Source organism: Mycolicibacter arupensis (assembly GCF_002086515.1).
Classification (GTDB): Bacteria; Actinomycetota; Actinomycetes; order Mycobacteriales; family Mycobacteriaceae; genus Mycobacterium; species Mycobacterium arupense.
This window is the reverse complement of the sequence record NZ_MVHH01000027.1, coordinates 1-23,910: the sequence shown is the minus strand read 5'-3', so window position 1 is coordinate 23,910 and position 23,910 is coordinate 1. Positions and strand designations below refer to the sequence as shown.

General features: G+C 68.4%; 22 protein-coding genes and 1 pseudogene. 7 read left to right on the top strand and 16 right to left on the bottom strand.

Annotated features, from left to right (window positions below; translation table 11 throughout):
• Positions 1 to 148 precede the first annotated feature (148 nt).
• The 5 genes from tsaD to alr are packed head-to-tail and all read right to left on the bottom strand — an operon-like array spanning position 149 to position 4,960.
• Entirely contained in the window at positions 149 to 1,174 is a 1,026-nt protein-coding gene (tsaD, locus tag BST15_RS13350) for a tRNA (adenosine(37)-N6)-threonylcarbamoyltransferase complex transferase subunit TsaD (RefSeq protein WP_046189114.1), read from the bottom strand.
• Entirely contained in the window at positions 1,171 to 2,256 is a 1,086-nt protein-coding gene (locus BST15_RS13345) for a bifunctional tRNA (adenosine(37)-N6)-threonylcarbamoyltransferase complex dimerization subunit type 1 TsaB/ribosomal protein alanine acetyltransferase RimI (RefSeq protein ID WP_046189127.1), read from the bottom strand. The genes tsaD and BST15_RS13345 overlap by 4 nt, the downstream gene beginning before the upstream one ends.
• The gene (gene tsaE / locus BST15_RS13340; RefSeq protein ID WP_046189115.1) at positions 2,253 to 2,714 is read right to left on the bottom strand and encodes a tRNA (adenosine(37)-N6)-threonylcarbamoyltransferase complex ATPase subunit type 1 TsaE; all 462 of its coding nucleotides are present in this window, start codon (positions 2,712 to 2,714) and stop codon (positions 2,253 to 2,255) included. Before tsaE ends, BST15_RS13345 begins: the two co-directional genes overlap by 4 nt.
• The gene (locus BST15_RS13335; RefSeq protein WP_046189116.1) at positions 2,707 to 3,765 is read right to left on the bottom strand and encodes an alpha/beta fold hydrolase; all 1,059 of its coding nucleotides are present in this window, start codon (positions 3,763 to 3,765) and stop codon (positions 2,707 to 2,709) included. Before BST15_RS13335 ends, tsaE begins: the two co-directional genes overlap by 8 nt.
• 40 nt (positions 3,766 to 3,805) lie before the next feature.
• Positions 3,806 to 4,960, bottom strand: a complete 1,155-nt coding sequence (alr, locus tag BST15_RS13330; RefSeq protein WP_046189117.1) for an alanine racemase — start codon at positions 4,958 to 4,960, stop codon at positions 3,806 to 3,808.
• A gap of 175 nt (positions 4,961 to 5,135) precedes the next feature.
• Here alr and BST15_RS13325 point away from each other — a divergent pair, with 175 nt between their 5' ends.
• Positions 5,136 to 6,008 (top strand): DUF559 domain-containing protein, encoded by an 873-nt coding sequence (locus tag BST15_RS13325; protein ID WP_046189128.1) that lies wholly within the window; start codon positions 5,136 to 5,138, stop codon positions 6,006 to 6,008.
• A gap of 95 nt (positions 6,009 to 6,103) precedes the next feature.
• Here BST15_RS13325 and gad read toward each other — a convergent pair whose 3' ends face one another.
• Genes gad through BST15_RS13310 form a run of 3 tightly spaced genes read right to left on the bottom strand, consistent with a single transcriptional unit; the run spans position 6,104 to position 9,644 of the window.
• Complete coding sequence (gad, locus tag BST15_RS13320; protein WP_046189118.1) at positions 6,104 to 7,501, bottom strand: glutamate decarboxylase; 1,398 nt, start codon at positions 7,499 to 7,501, stop codon at positions 6,104 to 6,106.
• Between the two features lie 10 nt (positions 7,502 to 7,511).
• Entirely contained in the window at positions 7,512 to 8,933 is a 1,422-nt protein-coding gene (locus BST15_RS13315; RefSeq protein ID WP_083070994.1) for an NAD(P)H-hydrate dehydratase, read from the bottom strand.
• A 33-nt stretch (positions 8,934 to 8,966) separates the two neighbouring features.
• Complete coding sequence (locus BST15_RS13310; RefSeq protein ID WP_046190591.1) at positions 8,967 to 9,644, bottom strand: rhomboid-like protein; 678 nt, start codon at positions 9,642 to 9,644, stop codon at positions 8,967 to 8,969.
• Between the two features lie 257 nt (positions 9,645 to 9,901).
• Between BST15_RS13310 and BST15_RS13305 the strand changes: the two genes are divergently transcribed.
• The 3 genes from BST15_RS13305 to BST15_RS13295 all read left to right on the top strand — a co-directional run bounded on the left by BST15_RS13305 (position 9,902) and on the right by BST15_RS13295 (position 13,438).
• A complete protein-coding gene (locus BST15_RS13305) occupies positions 9,902 to 10,666 on the top strand; it encodes a sensor domain-containing protein (protein ID WP_046190592.1) in 765 nt (254 codons plus the stop codon).
• Between the two features lie 103 nt (positions 10,667 to 10,769).
• On the top strand, positions 10,770 to 12,704 hold the full coding sequence (locus tag BST15_RS13300) for a flavin-containing monooxygenase (protein ID WP_046190593.1): 1,935 nt from the start codon (positions 10,770 to 10,772) through the stop codon (positions 12,702 to 12,704).
• Complete coding sequence (locus tag BST15_RS13295; protein ID WP_046190594.1) at positions 12,701 to 13,438, top strand: SDR family NAD(P)-dependent oxidoreductase; 738 nt, start codon at positions 12,701 to 12,703, stop codon at positions 13,436 to 13,438. The genes BST15_RS13300 and BST15_RS13295 overlap by 4 nt, the downstream gene beginning before the upstream one ends.
• A 4-nt stretch (positions 13,439 to 13,442) precedes the next feature.
• Here BST15_RS13295 and BST15_RS13290 read toward each other — a convergent pair whose 3' ends face one another.
• Entirely contained in the window at positions 13,443 to 13,988 is a 546-nt protein-coding gene (locus BST15_RS13290; RefSeq protein ID WP_052751422.1) for a hypothetical protein, read from the bottom strand.
• Positions 13,989 to 14,126: 138 nt separating this feature from the next.
• On the opposite strand from BST15_RS13290, the gene BST15_RS13285 reads away from it, so the two are divergent.
• Positions 14,127 to 14,483, top strand: coding sequence for a hypothetical protein (locus tag BST15_RS13285; RefSeq protein ID WP_046190595.1), 357 nt, complete (start codon positions 14,127 to 14,129; stop codon positions 14,481 to 14,483).
• A gap of 3 nt (positions 14,484 to 14,486) precedes the next feature.
• On the opposite strand, the gene rnhA is transcribed toward BST15_RS13285, so the two are convergent.
• From rnhA to gjpA, 6 genes are all read right to left on the bottom strand, one after another.
• Entirely contained in the window at positions 14,487 to 14,978 is a 492-nt protein-coding gene (gene rnhA / locus BST15_RS13280; RefSeq protein WP_046190596.1) for a ribonuclease HI, read from the bottom strand.
• The gene (locus BST15_RS13275; protein ID WP_046190597.1) at positions 14,975 to 15,601 is read right to left on the bottom strand and encodes a hypothetical protein; all 627 of its coding nucleotides are present in this window, start codon (positions 15,599 to 15,601) and stop codon (positions 14,975 to 14,977) included. The genes rnhA and BST15_RS13275 overlap by 4 nt, the downstream gene beginning before the upstream one ends.
• A gap of 45 nt (positions 15,602 to 15,646) precedes the next feature.
• Entirely contained in the window at positions 15,647 to 16,468 is an 822-nt protein-coding gene (locus BST15_RS13270) for a DUF4436 domain-containing protein (protein WP_046190598.1), read from the bottom strand.
• 170 nt (positions 16,469 to 16,638) lie between these two features.
• Positions 16,639 to 17,196, bottom strand: a complete 558-nt coding sequence (locus BST15_RS13265; RefSeq protein ID WP_052734909.1) for a hypothetical protein — start codon at positions 17,194 to 17,196, stop codon at positions 16,639 to 16,641.
• Positions 17,197 to 17,208: 12 nt separating this feature from the next.
• Positions 17,209 to 19,077: a glutamine--fructose-6-phosphate transaminase (isomerizing) gene (gene glmS / locus BST15_RS13260; protein WP_046190599.1), complete on the bottom strand. Its 1,869-nt coding sequence runs from the start codon at positions 19,075 to 19,077 to the stop codon at positions 17,209 to 17,211.
• A 111-nt stretch (positions 19,078 to 19,188) separates the two neighbouring features.
• Positions 19,189 to 20,277, bottom strand: a complete 1,089-nt coding sequence (gene gjpA, locus BST15_RS13255) for an outer membrane porin GjpA (RefSeq protein ID WP_046190600.1) — start codon at positions 20,275 to 20,277, stop codon at positions 19,189 to 19,191.
• Between the two features lie 314 nt (positions 20,278 to 20,591).
• Here gjpA and BST15_RS13250 point away from each other — a divergent pair, with 314 nt between their 5' ends.
• Positions 20,592 to 22,421, top strand: a complete 1,830-nt coding sequence (locus BST15_RS13250; RefSeq protein ID WP_046190604.1) for a fatty acyl-AMP ligase — start codon at positions 20,592 to 20,594, stop codon at positions 22,419 to 22,421.
• A 40-nt stretch (positions 22,422 to 22,461) separates the two neighbouring features.
• A complete protein-coding gene (locus tag BST15_RS13245) occupies positions 22,462 to 23,301 on the top strand; it encodes a dienelactone hydrolase family protein (RefSeq protein ID WP_046190601.1) in 840 nt (279 codons plus the stop codon).
• Between the two features lie 92 nt (positions 23,302 to 23,393).
• Here the strand turns inward: BST15_RS13245 and BST15_RS13240 are convergent.
• A pseudogene (locus tag BST15_RS13240) lies at positions 23,394 to 23,910 on the bottom strand (PGRS repeat-containing protein); the annotation flags it as partial.

The following is a 23,910-nucleotide window of genomic DNA, read 5'->3' as shown; positions in this document are numbered from 1 at the left end:
TCCATCGGATAGGTACTTACTTCAGGTGTTCGGCATTCGTGCGGGCCCTCGCGTCGTCGTCGCGGGTGCCGAGCGAGAGATCGACCGACTGCCACCTAGCACTCTATACGTGAGAGTGCTAGCACTCAAGGTGGCCCCGGTGCCGAGATCAGGCGATCTGGCCCACCACCACCGGCAGCCCCGGATTGGTGGCCACCTCCAGCGGCGACGGTGGCGCTCCGGCGGCGATCAGATGTGCCGCGAAGGATGCGATCATCGCCCCGTTGTCGGTGCACAACCGCAGCGGCGGGATCCGCAACGTCAACCCGGCCGCCGCGCAGCGCAGCTCCGCCAACTCCCGCAGCCGGGAATTGGCGGCGACCCCACCCGCGATCAGCAAGGTGCCCACGCCCAGGTCGGTGGCCGCGCGCACGGCCTTGGCGGTCAGCACGTCGGCCACCGATTCCTGGAAACCGGCCGCCACGTCGGCGGGTACGAAGTCGGGGTGGCCCTCGACATAGCGGGCCACCGCGGTCTTGAGACCCGAGAAGCTGAACACGTAGGGGTCATCACGCGGTCCGGTCATTCCACGGGGGAACACCACCGCGCTGCGGTCGCCGGTGCGGGCCAGCTCATCGAGGGCCCGCCCTCCCGGATAGCCCAGCCCGAGCAGCCGGGCCACCTTGTCGTAGGCCTCCCCCGCGGCGTCGTCGACGGTGCTGCCCAGCTCGACGATCGGCTCACCCAGTGAGCGCACATGCAGCAGGTGAGTATGGCCGCCGGAGACCAGCAGGCCCACACATTCGGGCAACGGGCCGTGCGCGTAGACGTCGGCGGCCAGATGCCCGCCCAGGTGGTTGACCGCGTAGAACGGCACGCCCCAGGCCGCCGCGTAGGCCTTGGCCGCGGCCGCCCCCACCAGCAGCGCCCCCGCCAGGCCTGGCCCGATGGTGGCAGCCACTACGTCGGGCTTGTCCAGCCCCGCGGTCGCCAGTGCCCGGCGCATGGTGGGCCCCAGCGCCTCCAGATGAGCGCGGGAAGCGATCTCCGGCACCACCCCGCCGAAGCGGGTGTGCTCCTCGACACTGGAGGCCACCTCGTCGGCCAACAACGTCAGAGTTCCGTCGACCTCGAGGCGGGTGATGCCGACACCTGTTTCATCACAGGAGGATTCGATGGCCAGCACTATCGTCACGACAGCCCCTCCCGCCGCATGGTGTACGCGTCGGCGCCGTTGCGGTAGTAGCGCTTGCGCACTCCGGTCTCCACGAACCCGACGTCGCGGTACAGCGCGATCGCCGGCGTGTTGTCGGTGCGGACCTCCAGGTGCACCACGCCACCGTCGGAGTACTCCAGCAGATCGGCCAACAGCCTGCGCCCGAGACCACGCCCCTGATACGCCTTGTCCACCCCGATGGTGTGGACCTCATATTCAAACGGTGGGGTACGTCCCAATCGGGCGATTCCGGCGTAGCCCACCACGGCGTCGCCGATTCGGGCGGCGACGTAATGATGGTCACGCGCTCCGATCGCGCGACTGAATGCCTCAGCCGGCCACGGATCGTCGCCACCGAACAATTGGGCCTCCAACTCGGCGCAGCGCGCCGCGTCACTGTCCACCAGCGGGCCCAGCGTCACCGCCGCGGCGGCCGTCGCCGAGGGCTTGGCGTCGGGTCGACGCAGATACAACGGCACCAGCGGCTCCGCTGGATGACCCCAATCCCGCACCGCGGCAACCAGTCCGGCAGGAGTCGGATAGTCGACGTCAAGGGCCGGCAGGCCGAACAACTCGGTGTGCGCCGGCGATCCTGCCACCGCGACAGCGTCGGCGGGATCGACCGCGGCCGGGGCGCAGACCGCGGGGCCGGCCACCCTGACCCCGTCGCTGTAACGCGCCCAGTACACCTCCCGGCGACGCGCGTCGGTGACCACCAGCGTGGTTGCGGAGGTGCGCACCCCGATCGCGTCCAGGCTGCACACGCCGTACACCGGCACCCCCAGCGCATGGCCGTAGGCAGCGGCGCTGGCCATGCCGACCCGCAGCCCGGTAAACGGCCCCGGCCCGCAACCCACCACGACAGCGGTCACGTCGGTCATGCTGAGACCGCAATCAGCCAGCGCGCCCAGCACATTGGGCGTCAGACGTTCGGCGTGCGCACGAGCGTCGATGGTGACCCGCTCAGCCAGCACCGTCGGCCGGCCGGCGTCATCGAGTTCCACCAGGCCCGCGGTGACCGCAGGGGTGGCGGTGTCCATGGCCAGAATCACTCGGGTCATGGCGCGTGCCACCGCCAGGTCGCGGTACGGGTCTCGGAGTCCGCCGCGCGCTCCAGCCGGATGTCCAGGTGCCGCTCGGAGAGCCGCTCGGCCAGCCCCTCGCCCCACTCCACCACGACGACGGCATCATCGAGCTCGGTGTCGAGGTCCAGTGAGTCCAGCTCGGCGGGCAGGTCCAGACCCGTCTCGTCGAGCAGCCGATAGAGATCCACGTGGATCATCGCCGGGGCATCCGCTCGCCGGGGCCGATGTTCACGGGCCAGCACGAACGTCGGCGAGGTGACGGGCCCATCGACATCGAGCGCCTGCGCGATGCCTTTAGCCAGCACAGTCTTTCCGGCCCCCAAGGGACCTGAGAGCACCACCACGTCACCGGCGCGCAGGCCACCGCCCAACCGGGCTCCCAGCGCAACGGTGTCCTCCGCGGTGGCCAGCGTCACCTCCTGCGGATCAGCCACTGCGCCCGGCCTTTCCGCGCGCCCGGCGGCGGCTCAGCATGGCGCGCCGAGGCGTGGCCCGCTCCACAAGACGCACCAGCGCGTCGTCGATGACATCGGGTTCCTCCAACTGCACCAGATGCCCGGCACCGGGCACGATCACCAACTCACAATCCCACAGCGTGGCCGCCATCGCCCGCGAGTACCCCACCGGGGTCAGCAGATCGTGATCACCACAGGCGACCAAAGTTGGGATCGTGGCCAGCGCGGCCAGCCCAGCGCTCTCGTCGTGCACCTCCAAAGCATGCAGGAAACCCACCATCGTGGGCACCGGCGTGGAATGCATCATCTCCTCGGAGAAAGCCACCACACTCGGGCTGATCTGATCGGTGCCGTAGGAGGCTGCGCGCAGGATCGGTGCGATCACCCCACGGGCCGCGCCGCGGCCCCGATGCACCAGGTTCGGCACGTATCGGACGCTGAACTGCACCGCCTCCAAAGCGGGGTTGCGCAAGATCTCGCCCAACGGGGAGCGGGAAACCCCTTTGGCCGCAGAGGAGATCAACGCCGCACCCACGATCCGTCTGCCGTAGTGCCGCGGGAACTGCCGGGCATGCGACAGCACGGTCATGCCGCCCATCGAATGCCCCACCAGAACCACCGGCCCACGGGGCACGGTCGCGGCCAGCACTGCCTCCAGGTCCTGGCCCAGCCGGGGCACGGTGTAGGTGGCCGGTGGGGCGACACCGGAATCGCCGTGGCCGCGCTGGTCGTAGAAGACCATCCGCACCTGATCGCCCCACTCGGCTGCTAGCCGTGCGCGCTGGAAGTGGAATGAGCCCATCCGCAGGCAGAATCCGTGCGCGAACACCACCGTCAACGGTGCGTTGCGCGGACCGACGTCACGTACCGCGAGCTCGACACCGTCGTCGGTGACCACCACCGAGCTGTGGTCGCGCTCCAGGATCTCGAAGTCCTCGTCGGCGTAGGCGTCGTCGGCGGTGGTGCGCCTGGTGACCGAACGCGCGATGGTGGTCCCGGCGATGGTGCCGACGGCGGCCAGACCGGCCATTCCCGCCAGCCAGCCACCGGTTCGCCGCGATCCCCGTCGTTTAGCCGCCACCGGCGCCCCGATACGTCTTGGCGACCCGCCCACGTGGGCTGTTCACCACCTCGTAGTGAATGGTGCCCAGCTGGTCGGCCCAGTCCTGGGCCAGCGGCTCACCGCTTGCTCCGGACCCAAACAGGGTGACTTCGTCTCCCACACCCACGTCCACGGGCCCCGGACCCAGGTCGACGATGAACTGGTCCATGCACACCCGCCCGACACTGCGCCGCCGCCGGCCGTTGATCAGTACCTCGAATCGTCCGCTCAACGGCCGGAACAGTCCGTCGGCGTATCCCATCGGGACCAGTGCCACGGTGGTGTCGACCGGCGCGATCCAGGTGCGCCCATAGGAGACCGCCTCGCCGGCCTTGATCGGACGAACCAGGATCACGGTCGATTTCAGCGTCATCGCCGGGATCAGGCCCATGTCGCCGCGTTCGGGTATCGGGCTCAGGCCGTACACCGCGATTCCGGGCCGCACCATGTCGTAGGCCAGATCGGGACGGGTCATCGCCGCGGCCGAGTTGGCCAGATGCGCGACAGGAAACTCCAGGCCGTGCTCGCGCGCCACGCCGATCAGGTCGGCGAAGCGCCGAGCCTGCATGTCGTTGGCCGGATGGGCGACCTCGTCGGAGCACGCCAGATGTGACATCAGGCCACGGACCTGAACCGCGTCGTCGGCAACGGCTCGGCGCAGCGCGCTCACCAGTGCCGGAAAATCGGCAGCGCCAACCCCATTGCGACTCATGCCGGTATCGGCCTTGACCGTCACGACCGCCGTCCGGCCGGTGCGCCCCACCGCGTCGAGCAGATCGCCCAGTTGCCGCATCGAGGAGACGGCGATCTGCACGTCGGCGGCCAGCGCGGGAGCGAAGTCGGTGTGGGGCCCGTGCAGCCACGCCAGCACCGGCGCGGTGATGCCCGCCGCACGTAATGTCAGCGCCTCGTCGACGGTGGCGACGCCGAGTTCGGCTGCGCCTGCGGCCAGCGCGGCCCTGGCGACCGGGGCCGCGCCGTGGCCATACCCGTCTGCTTTGACGACGGCCATAACCCCGGCGCGGCCGGCGTGCTCGGCCAGCACCCGCACGTTGTGGGCAATGGCGTCCAGGTCCACCAGCGCTTGCGCGAGCAGGCCGGACGTTCGGGATACGGCAGTCATGTCAGCCTCGATTGTCCCAGAAACGCACAAATGGGCCTACCAGGCCGCCGAGTGTGCGGTTTGGTTGGCCCGCGGGCCGTTCTGCCGCCGAAAACGCACACTCGACAACGCCCGGCGCAGCCAGCTGTGGATCAATGTCGGCATCGGTGCCCACGCGGGTGCCACCGTGACGCCCATGCCGACACCGCGAGGGGCGTTTCGGGCGTCAGAAGCACTGGCGGCCGGTGTCGCGACGCCGGAGCGGTTACGTCGCGACTGCCTACGCATCTACCCCGGCGTCTGGATGCCGCGCGATGTGGAGATGACGGCGATCCACCGCGCGCACGCCGCATGGCTCTGGTCACGCCGGCGTGGGGTGCTCGCCGGCCTGTCGGCCTCGGCGCTGCTCGGCGCCAAGTGGATCGACCCCGATACCCCCGCCGAACTCATCCATGCCAACCGGCGATCGCCGCCGCTGCTTGACGTGCGCACCGACACGGTGTTGTCCGACGAGACGCGCACCGCGCGCGGGCTACCGGTGACCACCGCAGCGCGCACCGCGTTCGATCTGGGCAGGCGTCGAGAGCCCACCGAGGGCGTGGCACGTATCGACGCCCTGATGAACGCCACCGATCTCAAGGTCGTCGAGGTCGCGGCGGTGGCCGACATGCATCGCGGCGCTCGGGGCCTTCGGCAACTGGACGAGGCTCTGCACCTCGTCGACGGCGGCGCCGAGTCACCGTATGAGTCGCTCACTCGATTGGCCCTCGTCCGGGCAGGGTTTCCCCGACCACAGACCCAGATCCCGGTGTACGACAGCGCCGGCTACGTCGTCGCACGCATCGATATGGGCTGGCATGAATACCGGGTGGGCGTCGACTTCGAGGGTGCCCACCATTGGACCGACCCCAAGCAGCGCGAACGTGATGCCGAGCGCTTCAACGTCCTGGCTGAACTCGGCTGGACCGTGATCAGACTGACCAGCCGCACGCTGCATCTGAACCCACACAGGTTCCTGGATCGTGTCGCCGTGGCGCTGGTCGACCGCGGATGCCCGCGAACCTGGTGACCGCCCGGTGAGCCGCCACGCCGAGTGTGCGGTTCAGTTGGCATGGGCGCTGTTTTGCCAACGAAACCGCACACTCGGCGCAGCAACGGAAGACCTCAGTGCGAGAAGTGCTGCTGATCGTCGAAGTGGCCGGCGGGCTTGAGCCGGTCCAGCGTGGTCACCGACTTCATGATGTCGTCGAAGAGCGCACGGGCAAGGTCGGCCGAGAGCCCCTCGCGGACCACCACCCGCAGCACAGCGACGTCCTCGGCACCCTCGGGCATGGTGTAGGCTGGGACCTGCCAGCCGAACGTCCGCAACTCGTGGGACACATCGAACTCGGTGTAGCCGCGCTCGCCGGCCAACCGGCAGCTCACCACCGGGATCGCCGAACCATCGCTGATCACCTCGAAGTGCTCGGAGGCGGCGAGCTGATGCGACAACCAGCGGGCGGTGTCGGACAGGGTCCGCATCACCTCGGTGTAGCCGGCTCGGCCCAGCCGCAGGAAGTTGTAGTACTGGCCGACCACCTGGTTTCCCGACCGGGAGAAGTTGAGCGTGAACGTCGGCATGTCCCCGCCGAGATAGTTGACCCGGAACACCAGTTCGTCGGGCAGCTCCTCGGCGTTGCGCCACACCACAAAGCCGATGCCGGGGTAGGTCAGCCCATACTTGTGGCCGCTGACGTTGATCGACACCACCCGGGGCAGCCGGAAGTCCCATTTGAGGTCCGGGTGCAGGAACGGCACCACGAATCCGCCGCTGGCGGCGTCCACATGCACCGGCACATCCGGCCCGCCGCCGGTGGCCAGGGTGTCCAGCGCCGCACAGATCTGCTCGACGGGTTCGAGTTCACCGGTGTAGGTGGTCCCCAGGATCGCCACCACACCGATCGTGTTCTCGTCGACAGCGTCGACCACCTGCTCGGGGGTGATCACGTAGCGGTCCTGCCCCATCGGCAGGTAGCGGGGTTCGACGTCGAAGTAGCGGCAGAACTTCTCCCACACCACCTGAACGTTCGACCCCATCACCATGTTTGGGGTACGGCCCTTCCAATCCTCGCCGGCGGCTTCGAGTTTCTGCCGCCAACGCCACTTCATCGCCAGCCCGCCCAGCATGACCGCCTCGCTGGATCCGACCGTCGATACGCCGATAGCGCTGGCCGGGTCGTCGTCGCGCAGGTTCTCGGCGTGGAACAGATCGGCCACCATCGACACGCAGCGCTGCTCGATGGCTGCCGTCGCCGGGTATTCGTCCTTGTCGATCATGTTCTTGTCGAACGACTCCGCCATCAGCGCCGACGCCTCGGGGTCCATCCAGGTGGTGACGAAGGTGGCCAGGTTCAGCCGAGAACTGCCGTCGAGCATCAGCTCGTCGTGGATGAAGCGGTAGGCGGCCTGCGGCTCCATCGGGTCGTCGGGCAACCGCAGCGCTGGGACCGGGGAGGTGAACATCCGTCCGGTGTAGGCGGGGGCGATGGCGTGCGCCGGCACGGACGGGTGGGAATGGGTCACTGCTTCTCCTCTATAGCTGGGCCAGGGCGGTGCGGATGTGGGCAAGGATGCGCGACGCCGACGTCGGGGTGTCGCCGGGTCCAGGGTCGGCGGCCGAGGCCGCGGCGGCACGGGTGTGGACGAAGGCGGCGGCGGCAGCGGCGTGGGCGGTCGGCAGGCCCGACGCCAGCAGGGCGCCGATCATTCCCGAAAGCACATCGCCAGATCCCGCGGTGGCCGCCCAGGATCCCCCCGCCGGGTTGAGGTAGACCGGGCCGGACGGATCGGCGATGACGGTGACGTTGCCTTTGAGCAGCACGGTGGCGCCGAAGCGCTCGGCCAGGGCGCGCGCGGCGCCCACGCGGTCGGGGCCGGGTGGATGCCCGGCCAGCCGGGCGTATTCGCCGGCGTGAGGGGTGAGCACGGTCGGCGCGCTTCGGTCGGCCACCAGGGCGGGGTGAGCCGCCAGGATGGTCAGCGCGTCGGCGTCGACGATCACCGGCAAGTCAGTGCCCAGCGCGAACCACAGGGCCGCCGCCGCCTGCTCACCGGTGCCCAGGCCCGGACCCACCGCCCACGCCTGCACCTTTCCGGCCGCGGCCGGACTGGGCGCGGCCACCACCTCGGGCCAGTGCGAAACCACCTGTGCATCAGCGCTTCCGGCGTAGCGAACCATGCCGGATGTGCTGGCCACCGCGGCCCCGGCGCACAGAATCGCCGCGCCGGGGTAGGTCGCCGATCCGGCCAGGATCCCCGTGACTCCCTGGGTGTATTTGTCGTCGCGCGGGCCAGGTGCCGGCCAGCACGCCTCGACATCGGCCGCCGTCAAGGAATGCATGTCGGTGTCGGGCAGATCCAGCCCGATGTCGATGAGTTCGACACGCCCGCACTGCCCCAGCGCATGCACTGGTTTGAGGCCTCCGAAGGTGACGGTGAGCGCGGCATGCACCGCGGGCCCGTCCGCCGCACCGGTGTGTGGGTCCAGGCCACTGGGAATGTCGACCGCCACCACGGGGATGCCCGCCGCGTCGGCCGCGGCGAAGACCGCGGCGGCGTTCGGCCGCAGTGCGCCCCGCCCGGAGATTCCGACCACCCCGTCGATCACCAGATCCGTTGCTGCCGGTACCGCAGCGACGATCCGGCCGCCGGCACGGCGGAACGCCGCGAGCCCCTTGGCGTGGGCACGCTCGGGCTCCAGCAGCACAGCGCTGGCCGCGACACCGCGCCGGCGCAGCAACGTTGCCGCCCACAGTGCGTCACCGCCGTTGTCGCCCGAACCCACCACCGCGCACACGCTGCGCCCGGCCACCCCGCCCGTGCGCCCCGCCAGTTCCCGTGCGATCGCGGTCGCCAGTCCGAATGCCGCCCGGCGCATCAGCACCCCGTCGGGCAGGCTGGCCAACAGGGGTGCTTCAGCGGCACGGATGGCCTCGACGCTGTAGTAGTGCCGCACTGTGGCCTCCTCGCCCTGCTCGCGATAGTCAGGCTAGTGGCCGTCGGCGTTGCTCGCCGGATGTCGCAGCGGATGGTGGCGGGTCAGCGGGTAACAGCACAATCCGATCAGTACGGCCGCGGCGTGGCCGACCGCGGTGAAGTCGGGGTTGATGGCAAGTGGGACTGCGAAGATGATCAGCAGCAGGGCCACGTAGCCGTAACGCCACGGCGGGCGGATCCGATAGGTCAGCACCGCCATCACTCCCGCCAGGAAGTAGCTGACCCCGATATCGCGCGCATAGGTGAGCCGCTCGGACTCGCGATGCAGGTGGATCAGCACGTAGAGCGCACCTTCGCTGACGTAGGTCGCACCGATGTGGGACAACAGTCCGACCATCAGCCACCGCAGGTGGCCCAGCCAGTGTTCGGCCGGTGCCAGAAACAGCGTGAACAGCACCAGATACGGCGACCAGTCCTTGCCGTCGATCCACAGCAGGCTCGAGACCAGGACCTCCAACGGGTCGGTAGCCAGGTGATGCAGGTTGGTGGACTGCTCCACGAGCATGGTGTGCAGACGGCGCCCGACCAGGTGCTGAATGACCGTGGTGACCCCCAGTGCGGCCAGCCACAGGTAGGTCAGTGGCGCGGTGTGCACGAAGTGCCACACCGCTGCCAGGCGCGTTCTGACGTCCGCCACGGCGTACAGCGTCGCACGGTCACTACGGACCATGACAGACCAACCGCTGATAACCTCTGTGAAAAATCGGGCCGTCCGCCTGCGGTAGGCCCCGAGGGGATGTGGGGGCACCAATGAGCGAACCGCACGGTCCGAGGCCCAATCCGTACAACCAGCCGCCGTTCGGGCCGCCGATGAACCGGCCGCTTCCCCCTGCCCCGGGGGGCCACTACCCACCGCCACTGCTGCCGCCTGGGCTCGGCGGACCCCCGCCAGGACCGCATGGACCCAACCGCCGAACCCTGTGGGCAGTGCTGGCCGCCGTCGCCGTGATCGCCGTGATCGGCGTCGTGATCACCATGTCGGTGTCCGGACGCGGCAGCCATCACAACTCAGCCAAATCGGCCACGAAGTCGTCGACCTCCACCACCACGACCACGACCACGACGTCCACCGCCTCTTCGGACAAGGCACCCGTGCCCTCGGCCAAGATCGAGGGCTTGTTGCCGAAGCAAGAGACGCTGGCTGCGGCGGTCTCCGATCCTGAGCTCGGTGTCGTCGCCAACGGTGAGGCGATGGACGACGCCACCGTGGTCGACGCGGACTGCCAGGGCATCAGTTCGGTCGCCTCGGGTCCCGTGTACGCGGGCACCGGGTGGACGGCCATTCGTTGGCAACGCTGGTACAGCCCACCCGATATGGACACCAACGAGCTCAAGCACGGCCTGCTGGTATCGGTGGCGGCCTTCCCGCAAGCCCAGATGGCCCAGACCTTCTACGCCAAGCAGAACGAGCGCTGGAAGAAGTGTGGCGGTCGTACCCTCAACATGACGGTCACCCCGGGCGAGAATGAGCAGCGCGTTTTCTGGACCATCACCGAGGTCACCGACTCCGACGGCATCGTCAAGACGACCGCGATCAGCGAGGGCGGCGGCGGGTGGATGTGCCAGGACGCCATGACCATGCGCAACAACATCATCGCCCAGGCCGATGTCTGCGGAATCAGCGTCCCGCCGAATGCCGCACCTGACATCCTCAAATCGATCGTCGCGAAGGTCGACTCGGCCAGCGGGTGAACGCACCGCCCCGGTTACGTCCTTGATCCGCCCCTGCGCCTCGCGTATCGTCCCAGACAATTTCGCGTCGCACAGTAGCGAATAGAGGGAGAGGGTCGGGCTGTTGCGCAACCGCTACGCCGGGGAACCGTTCACCACTGCGGATTCCGAGATCGCCGCCGCCCTGGAACACGTGTCGATCCCCACCCTGCTGCTGTCGTGCGTGCACATCACCGGTGACCCACGCTTCATTCGGGACTTCCGCCAGAACGGGATCTTCCTCAACGAGATCCAGGGCTTCATGTCCGAGGACGACAAGGCGCGCGCCCGCGCTGAGGCACTGCAAGTGATCGTGGACTATCGCGACCGGGGCTGCCCACAACCGGCCCCGCTGCCGCCCGCCCTGGTCAAGGAGATGATGGACTGGGCGGCCTGCGAGATCGTGCCGGACGCCTACCTGGGCCTGCTCGCCGAGGAGCTCGATCTTGAGGGCCGCGATCCACGAAGCCCCGCGCCCGTGGAACCTTCCCGCGCGGCAGAGCTTCCGGTGGTGGTGATCGGCTGCGGCGAATCGGGCGTGCTGGCCGGTATCCGGTTGACGCAGGCGGGAATCCCTTTCACGATCGTCGAGAAGAACGCGGGCGCCGGCGGAACGTGGTGGGAGAACGACTATCCGGGAGCCCGGGTGGACGTGGCGAACCATTTCTACTGCTACAGCTTTGAACCCAACAACAGCTGGGGACACTACTTCGCCGAACAGCCCGAGCTGCGGGCGTATTTCGCTGGCCTAGTGACCAAACACGGCCTGGAGAAGCATATTCGGTGGGGAACCGAGGTCACCGATGCCGCCTGGGACGAGGAAGGTGGGACCTGGACGCTGACCCTGCGCGGTGACGGCTCGACGTCCACCCTGGCGGCGCGCGCGGTGATCACCGCTGTCGGCCAGCTCAACCGGCCGCAGCTGCCCGACCTCGACGGGGCCGACAGTTTCGCCGGGCCGGCGTTTCATTCCGCGGCGTGGGATCACAGCGTCGACCTGGCCGGCAAGCGGGTGGCGTTGATCGGGGCGGGCGCCAGTGGGTTTCAGATCGCGCCCGCGATAGCCGAGAAGGTCGCCCACCTCACGGTATTTCAACGCACCGCTCAGTGGATGTTCCCCAACCCGATGTATCACGACCCGGTGGACGACGGGGTGCGCTGGGCCTTGGAGCATCTGCCGTTCTACGGCCGCTGGTATCGGTTCCTGCTGTTGTGGCCTGGCGCCGACAAGGGCCTGGAGGCCGCCCGGGTCGACCCGGACTATCCCGACCAGGACTTCGCCGTCAGTGAGATCAACGCGCTGGCCCGGCAGATGTTCACCGGCTGGATCACCGATCAGGTGGGCGACGACCAGGAGTTGCTGGCCAAGGTTCTGCCCGACTATCCGGCCACCGGAAAGCGCACCCTGCAGGACAACGGCACGTGGCTCAAGACCCTGCGCCGCGACAACGTCGACCTCAACCGCGAACCCATTCGCCGGATCACGCCGCAGGCCGTGCAGACCGAGGACGGCGTGCTCCACGAGGTGGATGTGATCATCTACGCCACCGGTTTTCGGCACACCGAGGTGCTCTGGCCGATGCGTGTCACCGGCCGCGATGGCACCGACCTGCACACGCTGTGGGGCACCAGGCCCTATGCGTATCTGGGCATCACGGTGCCCAGGTTCCCCAATTTCTTTCTGCTCTACGGGCCCGGGGCGCACCTGGCACACGGCGGCAGCCTGATCTTCAACTCCGAGCTGGAGATGCGCTACATCGATGCCTGCCTGGCCAAGCTCGCCGGCGAGGGACTGCACTCGATCGAACCGTCGGCTGAGGCGGCCGCCGAGTGGCATCGGGCCACCCAGGAAGCCATCGCACAGACCGTGTGGGCACATCCATCGATCAAGCATTCCTATTTCAAGAACGCCGACGGGGAGATCCATACCGTGAGCCCGTGGCGGCTCGATGAGTACTGGTCGGCGGTGCGTGAGCCGGATTGGTCGCAGTTCGTCATCACCCAAGGAGTACCGAGTTGAGCGGAGTCGTGATCACCGGGGCCGCATCGGGGATCGGCCGGGCCTGCGCGCGGGAGCTGGTTGCCGAAGGTCGTCGGGTTGCATTGTGGGACATAGCCCCTGGCGTTCACGATGTGGCCCAGGAGCTGGGTATGCCCGGCGCCGTCGTCGACGTCTGTGACGACGCCGCACTGCCTGGCGCGGTGGCCGCCGCAGCCGAGGCACTCGACGGCATCGACGGGCTGGTGCACGCCGCGGGCCGGGTTCTCCCCGAACCCGTGGGTGCCTATACCGGCCAATCGTGGGATGCGGTCATGGCCGTCAACCTGCGCGCCCAGGCCATGCTGGTGCAGTTGCTCCTGCCGCACTTGGAAGCTGTCGTTCGCGCCGGCGGCGGGCCTGCCGTGGTGGGCATTTCCAGCATCGAGGGCCTGACCGCCAACCCTTTCATTCCCGCCTACTGCGCTTCCAAGGCCGGACTGCTGGGGCTCACCAAGTCGATGGCCGCCCAGTTGGGGCCTGCCGGTATCCGCGTCAACGCGGTCTGCCCGGGGTTCATCGAGACCCCGATGCTGCAGATCGCACTCGACGTGCCCGAAGTCGCCGCCGGCTTTGTGGCCGCCGCACCGCTGGGCCGGATCGGCGCCCCAGAGGAAGTCGCCCAGGCGGTGGCGTTCTTGATGTCAGCGCGGGCGTCGTTCATCACCGGCACCCAGCTGGTCGTCGACGGTGGCGTCACCGCGCGGCATCCGTGAGGCTCTAGAAGACCCAGCTCTGCGGCGCGGCGATGACAAAGCCGTGGCTGATGACCGGACTCACCGTGTCGGGCACCTGGGGCTCTTTGAGCACGCAGACCAAGTCGGTGGACGGCGGCACGCCACAGACCATCGAATGGGCGGGCGAAAAGTCCCAGAGCACGATCTTGTGGCCCGCCGGAAGCTGTTCGACCGAGCTTCCCGCGGCCAGGGCGTCCGGCGGGGCGGGCAGGAAACGTGCCGGCACACTTGCCTTTCCATAGATTCCCGGCAGCTCGACCGATCCGGCGTCCGGCGGTGCACCCGGAATGTCGCCGGCACACCTGAGTTCGTGGGTGATCCTGCCCTGGCGCATCCGGCAGACCAGCCCGGACTCGGTGGCGAAGGCGGCGGGAGGCAGCTGTTGCAGCTCGCTGACCGACACGGGCTGTGGCCCACTGTCGTCGATCAGGGAGTCCACATCGGGGTAATCCGGTGTCGCCGCGGCGCTCGGGGTTGCCGTCAGCACAACCACTGAGGTGATCGCCGCTGCCAGTGCCCGCCCTACCACGCGAAACCTCCCTGTTTACCAACAGATCTTCAAACTACGAGCGACGGGCGTGCGGGTCAATGTCATGGCTCCTAGCCGTAGGAGTCACGGCGACCGAACCGCGCCAGACGAGCACGGCCGTCGGTAACATCCGTGAGGATGTACCCCAGCCACCCTCCGCCGAAGCCGCCGATCTCGCGTGGCGATCTCCTTGGTTCCCTGGCGGCACTGGTGCTGACGGTCGTCGGCGGCGGTGTGGCCGCGACTCTGGGGCTGTTCATGATGGCTTTCACCGACAACTGTCCGCCCACGACCTGCAATATCGATGCGGGGGTCACGGCAATCATGGCCGGATTCGCGGCGGCTGCCGTGGTCTGCGTGATCGGCGCGATCGTGACCATCGTGCGGCTGGCCCGCCGTAACCTGGCCTGGCCGTTCGCCCTAGCGACGTTGGGGCTGACCGCCGCGGCGTGCGCCGCGGGCATGGCGGGCTACCTCGCCGCGGTGGGCGGCTGACCGCTAGGAAGGGTCTCCGGCCGCGGCGCGCTTGGCCGAAGCGGCGATCGCTTCCCGCAGGCCCCTCGTCGCCAACTCATCGGCCAACTCGTTGTCGGCAACTCCCGAATGGCCTTTCACCCAGAACCACTCGACCTGGTGACGCGCGCAGGCGGCCTGCAGCCGTTGCCACAGGTCGACGTTCTTCACCGGCTGCTTAGCAGCGGTGAGCCAGCCGTTACGTTCCCAGCCCGTCACCCATTTGGTGATGCCGTTGCGAACGTAGGTGCTGTCGGTGTGCAGATGCACCACCACGGGCCGGGTGAGGGCCTCGAGGGCCGCGATCGGAGCGGTCAGCTCCATCCGGTTGTTGCTGGTCTCCCCTGGCTCGCCACCGCACATCTCGCGCACGTGGTGGCGCATGCGCAGCACCGCACCCCAACCACCGGGGCCCGGGTTGGGCCGGCATCCACCGTCGGTGTGGATGACGACCACATCATCGGTGGATTCGGTCATCGGCTGAGGATAGGCGGCGAGATCATCGCGGTGCGGACCGACATGCCCAGATCGCGGTGCCGCAGCGTGGTAATCCGGCGACCGGGCTGCACGGCGTCCTTCACCGGCAGCGTGCGCTCGCCGAAGAACGACGCCGTCGCCTCGATATCGGCGACGACGTAGGTGATACCCCACAGCGAGGACGGGCCGTCCGCCTGCGTGTCGGGTGACCCGACGACTTCGAGGATCACCGCACCCAGCCGGAAGAAGATCTGTTGCATCGGCCGGCCGCCGAGTTCGCCGTCACGGACCCGGCGAGGCTGGAGTGCCACGCACGCCAGTGCCTCGACGGTGCGGGGCAGATTAGGGGTAAGCAGCACAACGTGATCGATCGAGGTCACGCCATTGGGATGCACGGCCGGTTCGGCGGCCACCGCGGTGGAACCGAAGGTGGGGATACCGTCGATCGGGTCGTCGCGGGGCACACCCCGCAGCGCCCACCCGAGGATGCCGGTTCCGCCTCCGTTCAGTCGCAGCCGAACCTCGCCCACCCGACAGACGTCGTCGGGGTCCACGCTGAACCCGGCCGACCGCCACGCATCAGCTGGATCGGCAAGGTGAAGTTCGTCGACGGTGACGGACATGCCGCTCACAGTACTGCGGCACAGCGCTGCGCTCAGCGCATCGTGTCAGACCTGCGTGGTGGGCTCGGGTTTCAGATCACGCCACCAACAGAAGATGAACACCATCATCGACATCACCAGAGCGACGATCACCCAGAGTGTGACCGTGACATCGATCCAGGACCCGATCGGCGGGGCGTCAGGTAGTGCGTTTCTCAGCGGAACCACCGCGAAAAGCATTGCCGCATACCATGTTGTCATCGGCGGCTGGAATTTACGCCAGCCCAGGAACGTCAGGTTCGCAACGAGGACGGCCACCACGGCCAAGGAGACCAGAACGCCCACGATCACGGCACCGAAAGCGATGGTGCTGGGTGAGCGGTGCAGCGCGATCCGATACGGTCCGCCGTCGTCGCGGTCGCTGGCGATCTCGTTGCGCCAGCCGGCGATGTGGTCGACAAAAGTCACAGACATTCGTTCGGGCATCGTGGCGTCGCCGCGAACGACGTCAACGGTCACCGGCCCGGTCTGATAATGATCGAACGGCCACTTGGACGAATTCCCGGAGATGGTCAGGGGAACCGGGAACTCCCCCGGCACGGTGCCCTTGCTCCAGGTGCGCTTGGTCGGGGTGACCGCAGAGTGCACGGCGATGCTGAGTTCTTCGGTGAGTCCGTGCCTGACCGGATCGAGCAGTGCCGGTCCCGGGCTGATCGTGACCTTTCCGGTCAGCGTGCCCTTGACGGTCTGGAGGTCCTCGATGTCGATCACAACGGTCGTTCCATCGGCCGACGCCACACCCTCGGTCAGGTGCCGAGGGCATCCGCAACCGGCACGCTCATACAGTGCGACGGTGACGACGTAGGAGGCGATGAAGAACACCGTCATTCCGAGGATCAACAACAGCCGGGGCCGGTTCCAGTGGACAGCAGGACCATTAGTGGACACGGCCGTCCTCCCTCTCATTGAGACATATCGATGGTCGCCGACAACTGTGCATCGTCTCATCGCCGCAGGGATCGCCGCCGAGTTTTCGGCGTACCAGCGGCGCGCCCGGGTTAGAAGACTTCGCTCTGCGGGGCTGCGATGACGAATCCGTGCGTCACGGCCGCACCGTTGCTCGCGGCACCGCTCTCACGCGAGGCCTTGAGCACGCAGGCCACCTCGGTTCCCAGCGGGGCGCCACAGACCAGCGATTCGGTCGGCGAGAAATCCCAGAACACGATCTTGTGGCCGGGCGCCAGCATGATCAGCGGCACCTTCCCGGGATCGCCGAGGAGCCCGGCGGGCGCCATCGGCAGAAACTGCGCCGGGCCGCTGCCGTCGGCGGCTACCGTGCCGAGGCTGACACTGCGGGTTCCCGGCGGCGCGCCGACGACGTTGCCCACACAGGCCACACTGTGCGTCAGTTTCCCGTGACTCTTCCGGCAGGCCACCCCCGACGCGGTGGTGAACGCCAGGTCGGGGATCGCACTGAGGTCGCCGACCGTTCCCGGCAATGGCCCACTGTCGTCGAACAGCGGATCGAGGTCGGGAACCTCATTCGCCGCAACGGCATTCGGCACCTGCGCCAGCACCGCCATCGCGGCGCACGCCACCGCCACCAGTTGTCGCACTGAATGCTCCTGCTACTCGACGGTGACCGACTTGGCCAGGTTGCGCGGCTTGTCCACGTCGTAGCCACGCGCCTGGGCGACGCCCGCGGCAAACACCTGCAGCGGGATCGTGGACAACAGCGGCTGGTACAGCGTTGACACCGCAGGGATTTCGATCAGGTGATCGGCGTAGGGCCGCACCGTGTCGTCGCCCTCCTCGGCGATCACGATGGTGACGGCGCCGCGGGCCTGGATCTCGCGGATGTTGGAGAGCAGCTTCGAGTGCAGCATCGCGGCGTTCTTGGGCGAGGGCATCACGACGATCACCGGCAGGTCGTCCTCGATCAGTGCGATCGGGCCGTGCTTGAGCTCACCGGCGGCGAAACCCTCGGCGTGCATGTAGGCCAGTTCCTTGAGCTTGAGCGCGCCTTCCAAGGCGACGGGATAACCCACGTGGCGCCCCAGAAAGAGCACGGCACTCGATGACGCGAACTGCTTCGCCAGCTGCGCGACCGAGTCGATGCCGGCCAGCACATGCGACACCAGTTCGGGCATGGCCTCCAACTGCCGGTACTCGTGTTCGACCTCGTCGGGGTACTTGGTGCCCCGGGCCTGCGCCAGCGCCAGGCCCACCAGATAGTTCGCGGTGATCTGCGCCAGGAACGTTTTGGTGGATGCGACGCCGATCTCCGGCCCGGCCCGGGTGTAGAGCACCGCGTCGCACTCGCGAGGGATCTGCGAGCCATTGGTGTTGCAGACCGCGAGCACCTTGGCCTTCTGTTCCTTGGCGTGCCGCACGGCCTCCAGGGTGTCGGCGGTCTCGCCGGACTGGCTGATCGCCACCACCAGGGTGCTGCGGTCCAGCACCGGATCGCGGTAGCGGAACTCGCTGGCGAGCTCGACCTCCACCGGCAGCCGCGTCCAGTGCTCGATCGCATACTTGGCCAGCAGTCCGGAGTGGTAGGCGGTCCCGCAGGCCACCACGAACACCTTGTCGACCTCGCGCAGTTCCTGATCGCTCAAGCGCTGCTCGTCGAGCACGATGCGGCCGTCCTCGAAATGCCCCAGCAGTGTCTCGGCGACCGCGGTGGGCTGCTCGGCGATCTCCTTGAGCATGAAGTACTCATAGCCGCCCTTCTCCGCGGCCGACAGGTCCCAGTCGATGTGAAACCGCCGAGCGTTGGCGGTGTCATCGGTGCCGTGGAAGTCGGTGATGCGGTAGCCGTCGGCGGTGATGACCACGGCTTGGTCCTGGCCGAGCTCGACCGCTTCGCGGGTGAAGGGGATGAAGGCCGCCACGTCCGAGCCCAGAAACATCTCACCGTCACCGATGCCGACCACCAGCGGGGTGGAACGGCGCGCCGCCACGATCGTGCCCGGTTCATCGGCGTGGGCGAACACCACGGTGAAGTGGCCTTCCAGCCGGCGCAGCACCGCCAGCGCCGAGGCGACAAAATCCCCGGCCGTCTCGCCGTACCGGTACTCGCGCGCCAGCAGGTGGACGGTCACCTCACTGTCGGTCTCGCTGGTGAACTCCACCCCGGCCATTTCCAGCTCGTCGCGCAAGACGGCGAAATTCTCGATGATGCCGTTGTGCACGACGGCGAACTTGCCGGCGGTGTCGCAGTGCGGGTGCGCGTTGTGGTCGGTGGGACGTCCGTGGGTAGCCCACCGGGTGTGGCCCAGACCGGTACCCCCGGCCAGCAGCGCCGGATCGGTGGCGGCCAGCTCGGCTTCCAGGTTGGCCAGCCGGCCGGCCCGTCGCCGAACGGTGAGTTGGCCGACGCCGTCCACGACGGCGATTCCGGCGGAGTCGTAGCCGCGGTATTCCATGCGGCGCAGGGCCTCGACGACGACGTCGCGGGCAGGCCGTTTCCCGACGTAGCCGACGATTCCACACATAGCTGTTCAGGGTAGTGCACCGCTGCCAGAACCCGGACAACCGCGCAGGTCAGTGACGTCCCGGTGAGCAGCCGAGCACGCTGAACGGTCAGCGACCGCTGATCACCGCGGTCAGGCCCCGAACAGCCCTGCCCACAGGCCCGCGAAGTCGAAGTCGGTGGCCGCACCCGGATCCGGTACCACCTCTGGCGGCGGCCCGTCGAAGTCCAGGTTGCCACTGAAGAACTCGGCGAACACCTGCTCCAAGCCGATCAGCGCACCGGTCAAGCCAACCCCCTGGGGCAGGAACGGCAGCTCCAACTCCAGCGGATCGGTGATGCTCAAGGTGATGCCCAGCGAGTTGAGGATCGAGCCGCCACCGGGAATGACATCACCGAACGTTTCGAGGTCGGACGGGTCGGCGCCGACGATCCCGGGCGTGGTCATGCCGCCGAAGGCGAAGCTCAACGAGGTGATGTCAGCGCCTTCGGGCAGCAGTCCGGCCTCACTGATCGTCGGGATCAGGAAGTCAAGATTCAGCGTGGCGCCGTTGAGCCAGCCGTTGAACATGTTCGCCGGGATGTTGATGAGCTCCTGTATCGCCGCCATCGAGTCCGGGTCCTCACCGCCGAGATTGCCGATGATCGTCTCGACACTGTTGAACAGCGCGACCAACGGCGCGATGGACGGTCCCAGTGCGCCGATCAGGACGCCAGACAGTGGTGACGCCAGGAAGTTGACGATCTCCGGGATCGGCTCGGGGATGGTCGGGAACAGATCGGGCGCAAGGTCGCCGGCCTGGTTGGTCAAGATCGGGAACAGCAGCGCGTGGGTGGCGTCGACGGTGATGTCCGCGTCGGGTCCGGCGCCGTTGAGCGTCCAGGCCGCCAGCGGGTTGATGAAGGTCTTCTGATCTCCGGCGAGGAACGTCAGCGCGGCGCCAAGCTCCGCCAGGTCCAGGTTGCTGGGATCGGCGTTGTTGAGTGCCTCACTCAGGGCGGTGTTGGCGTCCTGGGCCGCGGTCTGCAGCGTGTCGATGTTCGCCTGCGCGGTGCTGAGGGCGTCGGCCCAGGCCCCCGTGAAATCGAGATCGGCGGTCAAGGCGACGTCGCGCGCAACGTACGACTCCAGCAGCGGCGTGGCCACCGGGGTCACTGTGATCATGCCCGCGCCTACCAGCGCAATTCCGGCGGTGACAAACGGGCGAAGCGTCGGATTCATCTGTGCATCTCCTCAACATCCGGTTCCGTGACTAGGGAAGTAACTGTGCTGTGACCAAGATCATATTTAATAAGAAGCTGTGCGACAAGGAGTTCGCACCCAGGATTCATGGCAGTTTGCTGTCAGTTTCGGAACCCGGGGGGCCTTTGGGAGACCGATGGAGCGGTTTCGGCCACAGTGGGCTTTCTTGGGCTACTGCCAGCACATTTGCGGTCAACACCGCTGCCGCCACGGCCCGCAGCGGTTATGTTGAGACTCCGCGCGGCGCCTCCGTGGCCGAGGACGGCCTGCACACGACGGTCTTAGGTGACGACATGCCAGAGGATGAATCAGCCCCCGCCCGCACCCTGGTGGAACTGCTGTGTCAGCAGGCCGAACGCCACGGGGACAAGGCCGCCTTCGTGTTTGACCCGGACGGCACCGCCGAGCACAGCCGGATCAGCTACACAGAACTCGACCGCCGAGCACGTGCCATAGCGGCAGGACTTCAGCAACAGGGAGCCACCGGCCGGCGGGTGCTGGTCGTCTGCCGGCCGGGCCTGGACAGCGTCGCCGCCTACTTCGGTTGCCTGTACGCCGGCGCGGTGGCGGTTCCGGTGCAGGATCGGCTGGGGCGCCTGTCGCTGATCGTTCCCGACGCGCGCGCCGGGTTCGCCCTCGCAGACGCTGCGACGCAAGCCAGCATCCGTGCGCAGGTGGACGGCCTGGTCAGACGGCCGCTGCGCTGGCTGACCCCCGAGGACCCCGGCACGGACCCCGACAGGTGGGTACCACCCGACATCGGTGGCGACACCACGGCGACGATCCAGTACACCTCGGGATCCACCAGGGCACCCAAGGGCGTCGTTCTCACCCACGCCAATCTGCTGGCCAACCTTGCCGCGATTCGCGACGCCTGGGGTGGCGATGAGCGGGCGATCACGGTGTATTGGCTGCCGCAGCATCACGACATGGGCCTGATCGGCGGGATTCTGGAGATGGTCTACGTCGGGTGCACCACCGTGCTGATGTCGCCGGCGGCGTTCATCACCCGCCCGATGCGGTGGTTGGAGGCCATGTCGCGGTATCGCGCCACCGGCACCACCGCACCCAATTTCGCCTACCAGCTCTGCCTCGAGCGCAGCACCGCGGCTGAGCGTGCGGCCCTGGATCTGTCGCAGTGGGCGACCGCGATGAACGGTGCCGAGCCGGTGCAGGCAAGCACCCTGCGGGCCTTCTCTGAGGCGTTCGCCGATGCCGGGTTCCGGTCCGAGGCGTTCTTGCCCGTGTACGGCTTGGCCGAGGCCACCCTGTTGGTCTCGGGCGGATCGGACGCCGCCGCACCGGTGATCCGGCGGATCGACCGCGCCGCGCTGGGCGAAGACCGGGTGGTCGAGGTGGCCGATGCGCAGACCGACACCTCCGGTGTGCTGGAGCTGGTGGGCTGCGGCTATCCCCGCGGCGGTCAGCAGATCGTGATTGCCGACCCGGAGACCCGCCGGCGGCGCGGTGCCGATCAGGTCGGCGAGATCTGGGTCTGCGGGCCGTCGGTTGCTCAGGGGTACCGGGGGAAGCCCGAGGACACCGAACAGACCTTCGGCGCGTACCTGGCCGACACCGGCGACGGACCGTACCTACGTACCGGAGATCTGGGCTTCGTGAGCGCAGGCGAGGTGTTCATCACGGGCCGCTGCAAAGACCTGATCATCCTGCGCGGCAACAACTATTACCCGAACGACATCGAGAAGACAGTGCAGGGCAGCCATCCGGGCCTGCTGTCCGGGCGGGGTGCGGCCTTTGCCGTGGAACCCCAGCCCGGTGCCGGCGAGCACCTCGTTGTGGTGCAGGAGACCCACGCTGCCGACGCCGCCGCGCTGGCCGGTGTGCTGGGCAGGATCCGGTCGGCGATCACCCGCCACCACGGCATCCAAGCCCATGCCGTGATGCTGGTCGAGGCGGGATCGATCCCGACCACCTCAAGCGGCAAGATCCAGCGGCAGGCGGCCCGCGAGCGCTTCGTCGACGGCGGATTCACCGCGCTGGCGCAGTGGCGGGGAGCCCCGGACGCGGGCACCGGTGCGAGCGAACCGGTGGCGGCGGCCCGGACCGCCGCGGTGGCCCAGCAGGCGGTGGCACTGCAGTACTGGAAGGCACGGCAGGACTGAGGGGCTCAGCATCTGAGCCGGCGTGCGTTACCGTCATCGGATGGCCAGCATCAAGCGCCTTTACGCCGCGTTGACCCGTCCCGGCCCGCATCGCGTCCTGCGCGGGGACCTGGCCTATGCCGGCTTGGCCGGGGTGGTCTACACGCCGCAGTCGGGATACCGGCTTCCGGCAGTGGCGTTCGGTCACGACTGGCTGACCGGTGCCGAGCGCTACGCCGGGTTGCTCGAACACCTGGCCTCCTGGGGCATGGTGGTGGCGGCCCCCGACACGGGCCGGGGCCTGGCGCCGTCGGTGCTGGATCTGGCCGCTGATCTGGGTCGCGCCTTGGATATCGCCAGCGAGGTCCGCCTGGGGCCGGGACGGATCAGCGTCGACCGCGACCGACTCGCGCTGGCCGGCCACGGGTTCGGCGGCTCGGCCGCGGTGTTCACCGCGGACATCCTGTCGGTGCGCCCCAAAGCGGTGGCGGCGATCTTCCCGACCGTCACGACCCCGGCCGCCGAGCAGGCGGCTTCGACGCTGGCGGTACCGGGTGTGGTGTTCAGCGGCCCGGGCGACCCGAAAGCGTTGCGCTCCAACTCGATCGAACTGGCGCACGCCTGGGAGCTCGCTACGCTGCGGGTGATCGGCAAGGTGACACCTGCCGGCCTTCCGCAGGGACGCAGGCTTACCGGGTTTTTCGGCCTGCCCACGTCCGATCGTCGTACCCAGCGGCGGGTTCGGGCGCTGCTGACCGGCTATTTGCTCGCACAACTCGTGGGCGACAAGACGTTCCGCGACTTCGCCAACCCGCGGGTGGTCTTGCCCAAGACCACCGCACTCGACGCCCTGCCGGAACCGGTGAGCCCGGAAGAGAAGTTCGCGGCGCTGTTCACCTAGGCCACGCGCTGGCCGGCATCACCTAGGTCGCGAGACGACCATGGTCGCCGAGCCCAGGGGACTCGGCGACCACGGTCGCTGCGAAGTAACGGCTAGGTGCCGGGTGTACCGCCAGCACCGGGGTTGCCGGCACTGCCCGGGGCACCGTCGGCGCCCGGCGTTCCGGTTCCCGTCGCGGCACCACCGGGGCCGGCCGCCCCGGCTCCCCCAGCGTTGCCGCCGCCACCGGCCGCGCCGCCGGTGCCGTTGCCGCCACCGCCCGTGCCATGGCCGCCGCCGTTGCCACCGGTACCGCCGTCGCCGCCGTTACCACCGTTGCCGCCGTTGTAGCCGTTCCCGGTGGTGGCATTGGTCCCGCCGGCCCCGCCGTTACCGCCGTTACCACCCGTGCCGCCGGTGCCACCGGCGCCGCCGTTGCCGCCGGTGCCGGAGGTGGAGGCTCCGCCGACCCCGCCCTTGCCGCCGGTGCCGCCGTCATTACCGTTGCCGCCGTTGCCGCCGGCGGTGTTGTTGTCGCCGATGAGCGGAATACCGCTGACGCCCTCGGCGCCGGAGTCGGCGTTGCCGCCGGCACCACCGGCGCCGAGGGCGTCAGCGGTATTCCGCTCA

Excerpts from the sequence above, each read along its gene's own strand:
- BST15_RS13270 (WP_046190598.1), bottom strand. The coding sequence starts at position 16,468 with ATGACGGTGTTCTTCATCGCCTCCTACGTCGTCACCGTCGCACTGTAT.
- alr (WP_046189117.1), bottom strand. The coding sequence starts at position 4,960 with ATGACTGCCGTATCCCGAACGTCCGGCCTGCTCGCGCAAGCGCTGGTG.
- rnhA (WP_046190596.1), bottom strand. The coding sequence starts at position 14,978 with ATGACCGAATCCACCGATGATGTGGTCGTCATCCACACCGACGGTGGA.
- BST15_RS13245 (WP_046190601.1), top strand. The coding sequence starts at position 22,462 with ATGGCCAGCATCAAGCGCCTTTACGCCGCGTTGACCCGTCCCGGCCCG.
- BST15_RS13285 (WP_046190595.1), top strand. The coding sequence starts at position 14,127 with ATGTACCCCAGCCACCCTCCGCCGAAGCCGCCGATCTCGCGTGGCGAT.
- gjpA (WP_046190600.1), bottom strand. The coding sequence starts at position 20,277 with ATGAATCCGACGCTTCGCCCGTTTGTCACCGCCGGAATTGCGCTGGTA.
- glmS (WP_046190599.1), bottom strand. The coding sequence starts at position 19,077 with ATGTGTGGAATCGTCGGCTACGTCGGGAAACGGCCTGCCCGCGACGTC.
- BST15_RS13275 (WP_046190597.1), bottom strand. The coding sequence starts at position 15,601 with ATGTCCGTCACCGTCGACGAACTTCACCTTGCCGATCCAGCTGATGCG.
- BST15_RS13250 (WP_046190604.1), top strand. The coding sequence starts at position 20,592 with ATGCCAGAGGATGAATCAGCCCCCGCCCGCACCCTGGTGGAACTGCTG.
- BST15_RS13335 (WP_046189116.1), bottom strand. The coding sequence starts at position 3,765 with ATGGCCGGTCTGGCCGCCGTCGGCACCATCGCCGGGACCACCATCGCG.
- BST15_RS13345 (WP_046189127.1), bottom strand. The coding sequence starts at position 2,256 with ATGACCCGAGTGATTCTGGCCATGGACACCGCCACCCCTGCGGTCACC.
- BST15_RS13325 (WP_046189128.1), top strand. The coding sequence starts at position 5,136 with ATGCCGACACCGCGAGGGGCGTTTCGGGCGTCAGAAGCACTGGCGGCC.
- BST15_RS13310 (WP_046190591.1), bottom strand. The coding sequence starts at position 9,644 with ATGGTCCGTAGTGACCGTGCGACGCTGTACGCCGTGGCGGACGTCAGA.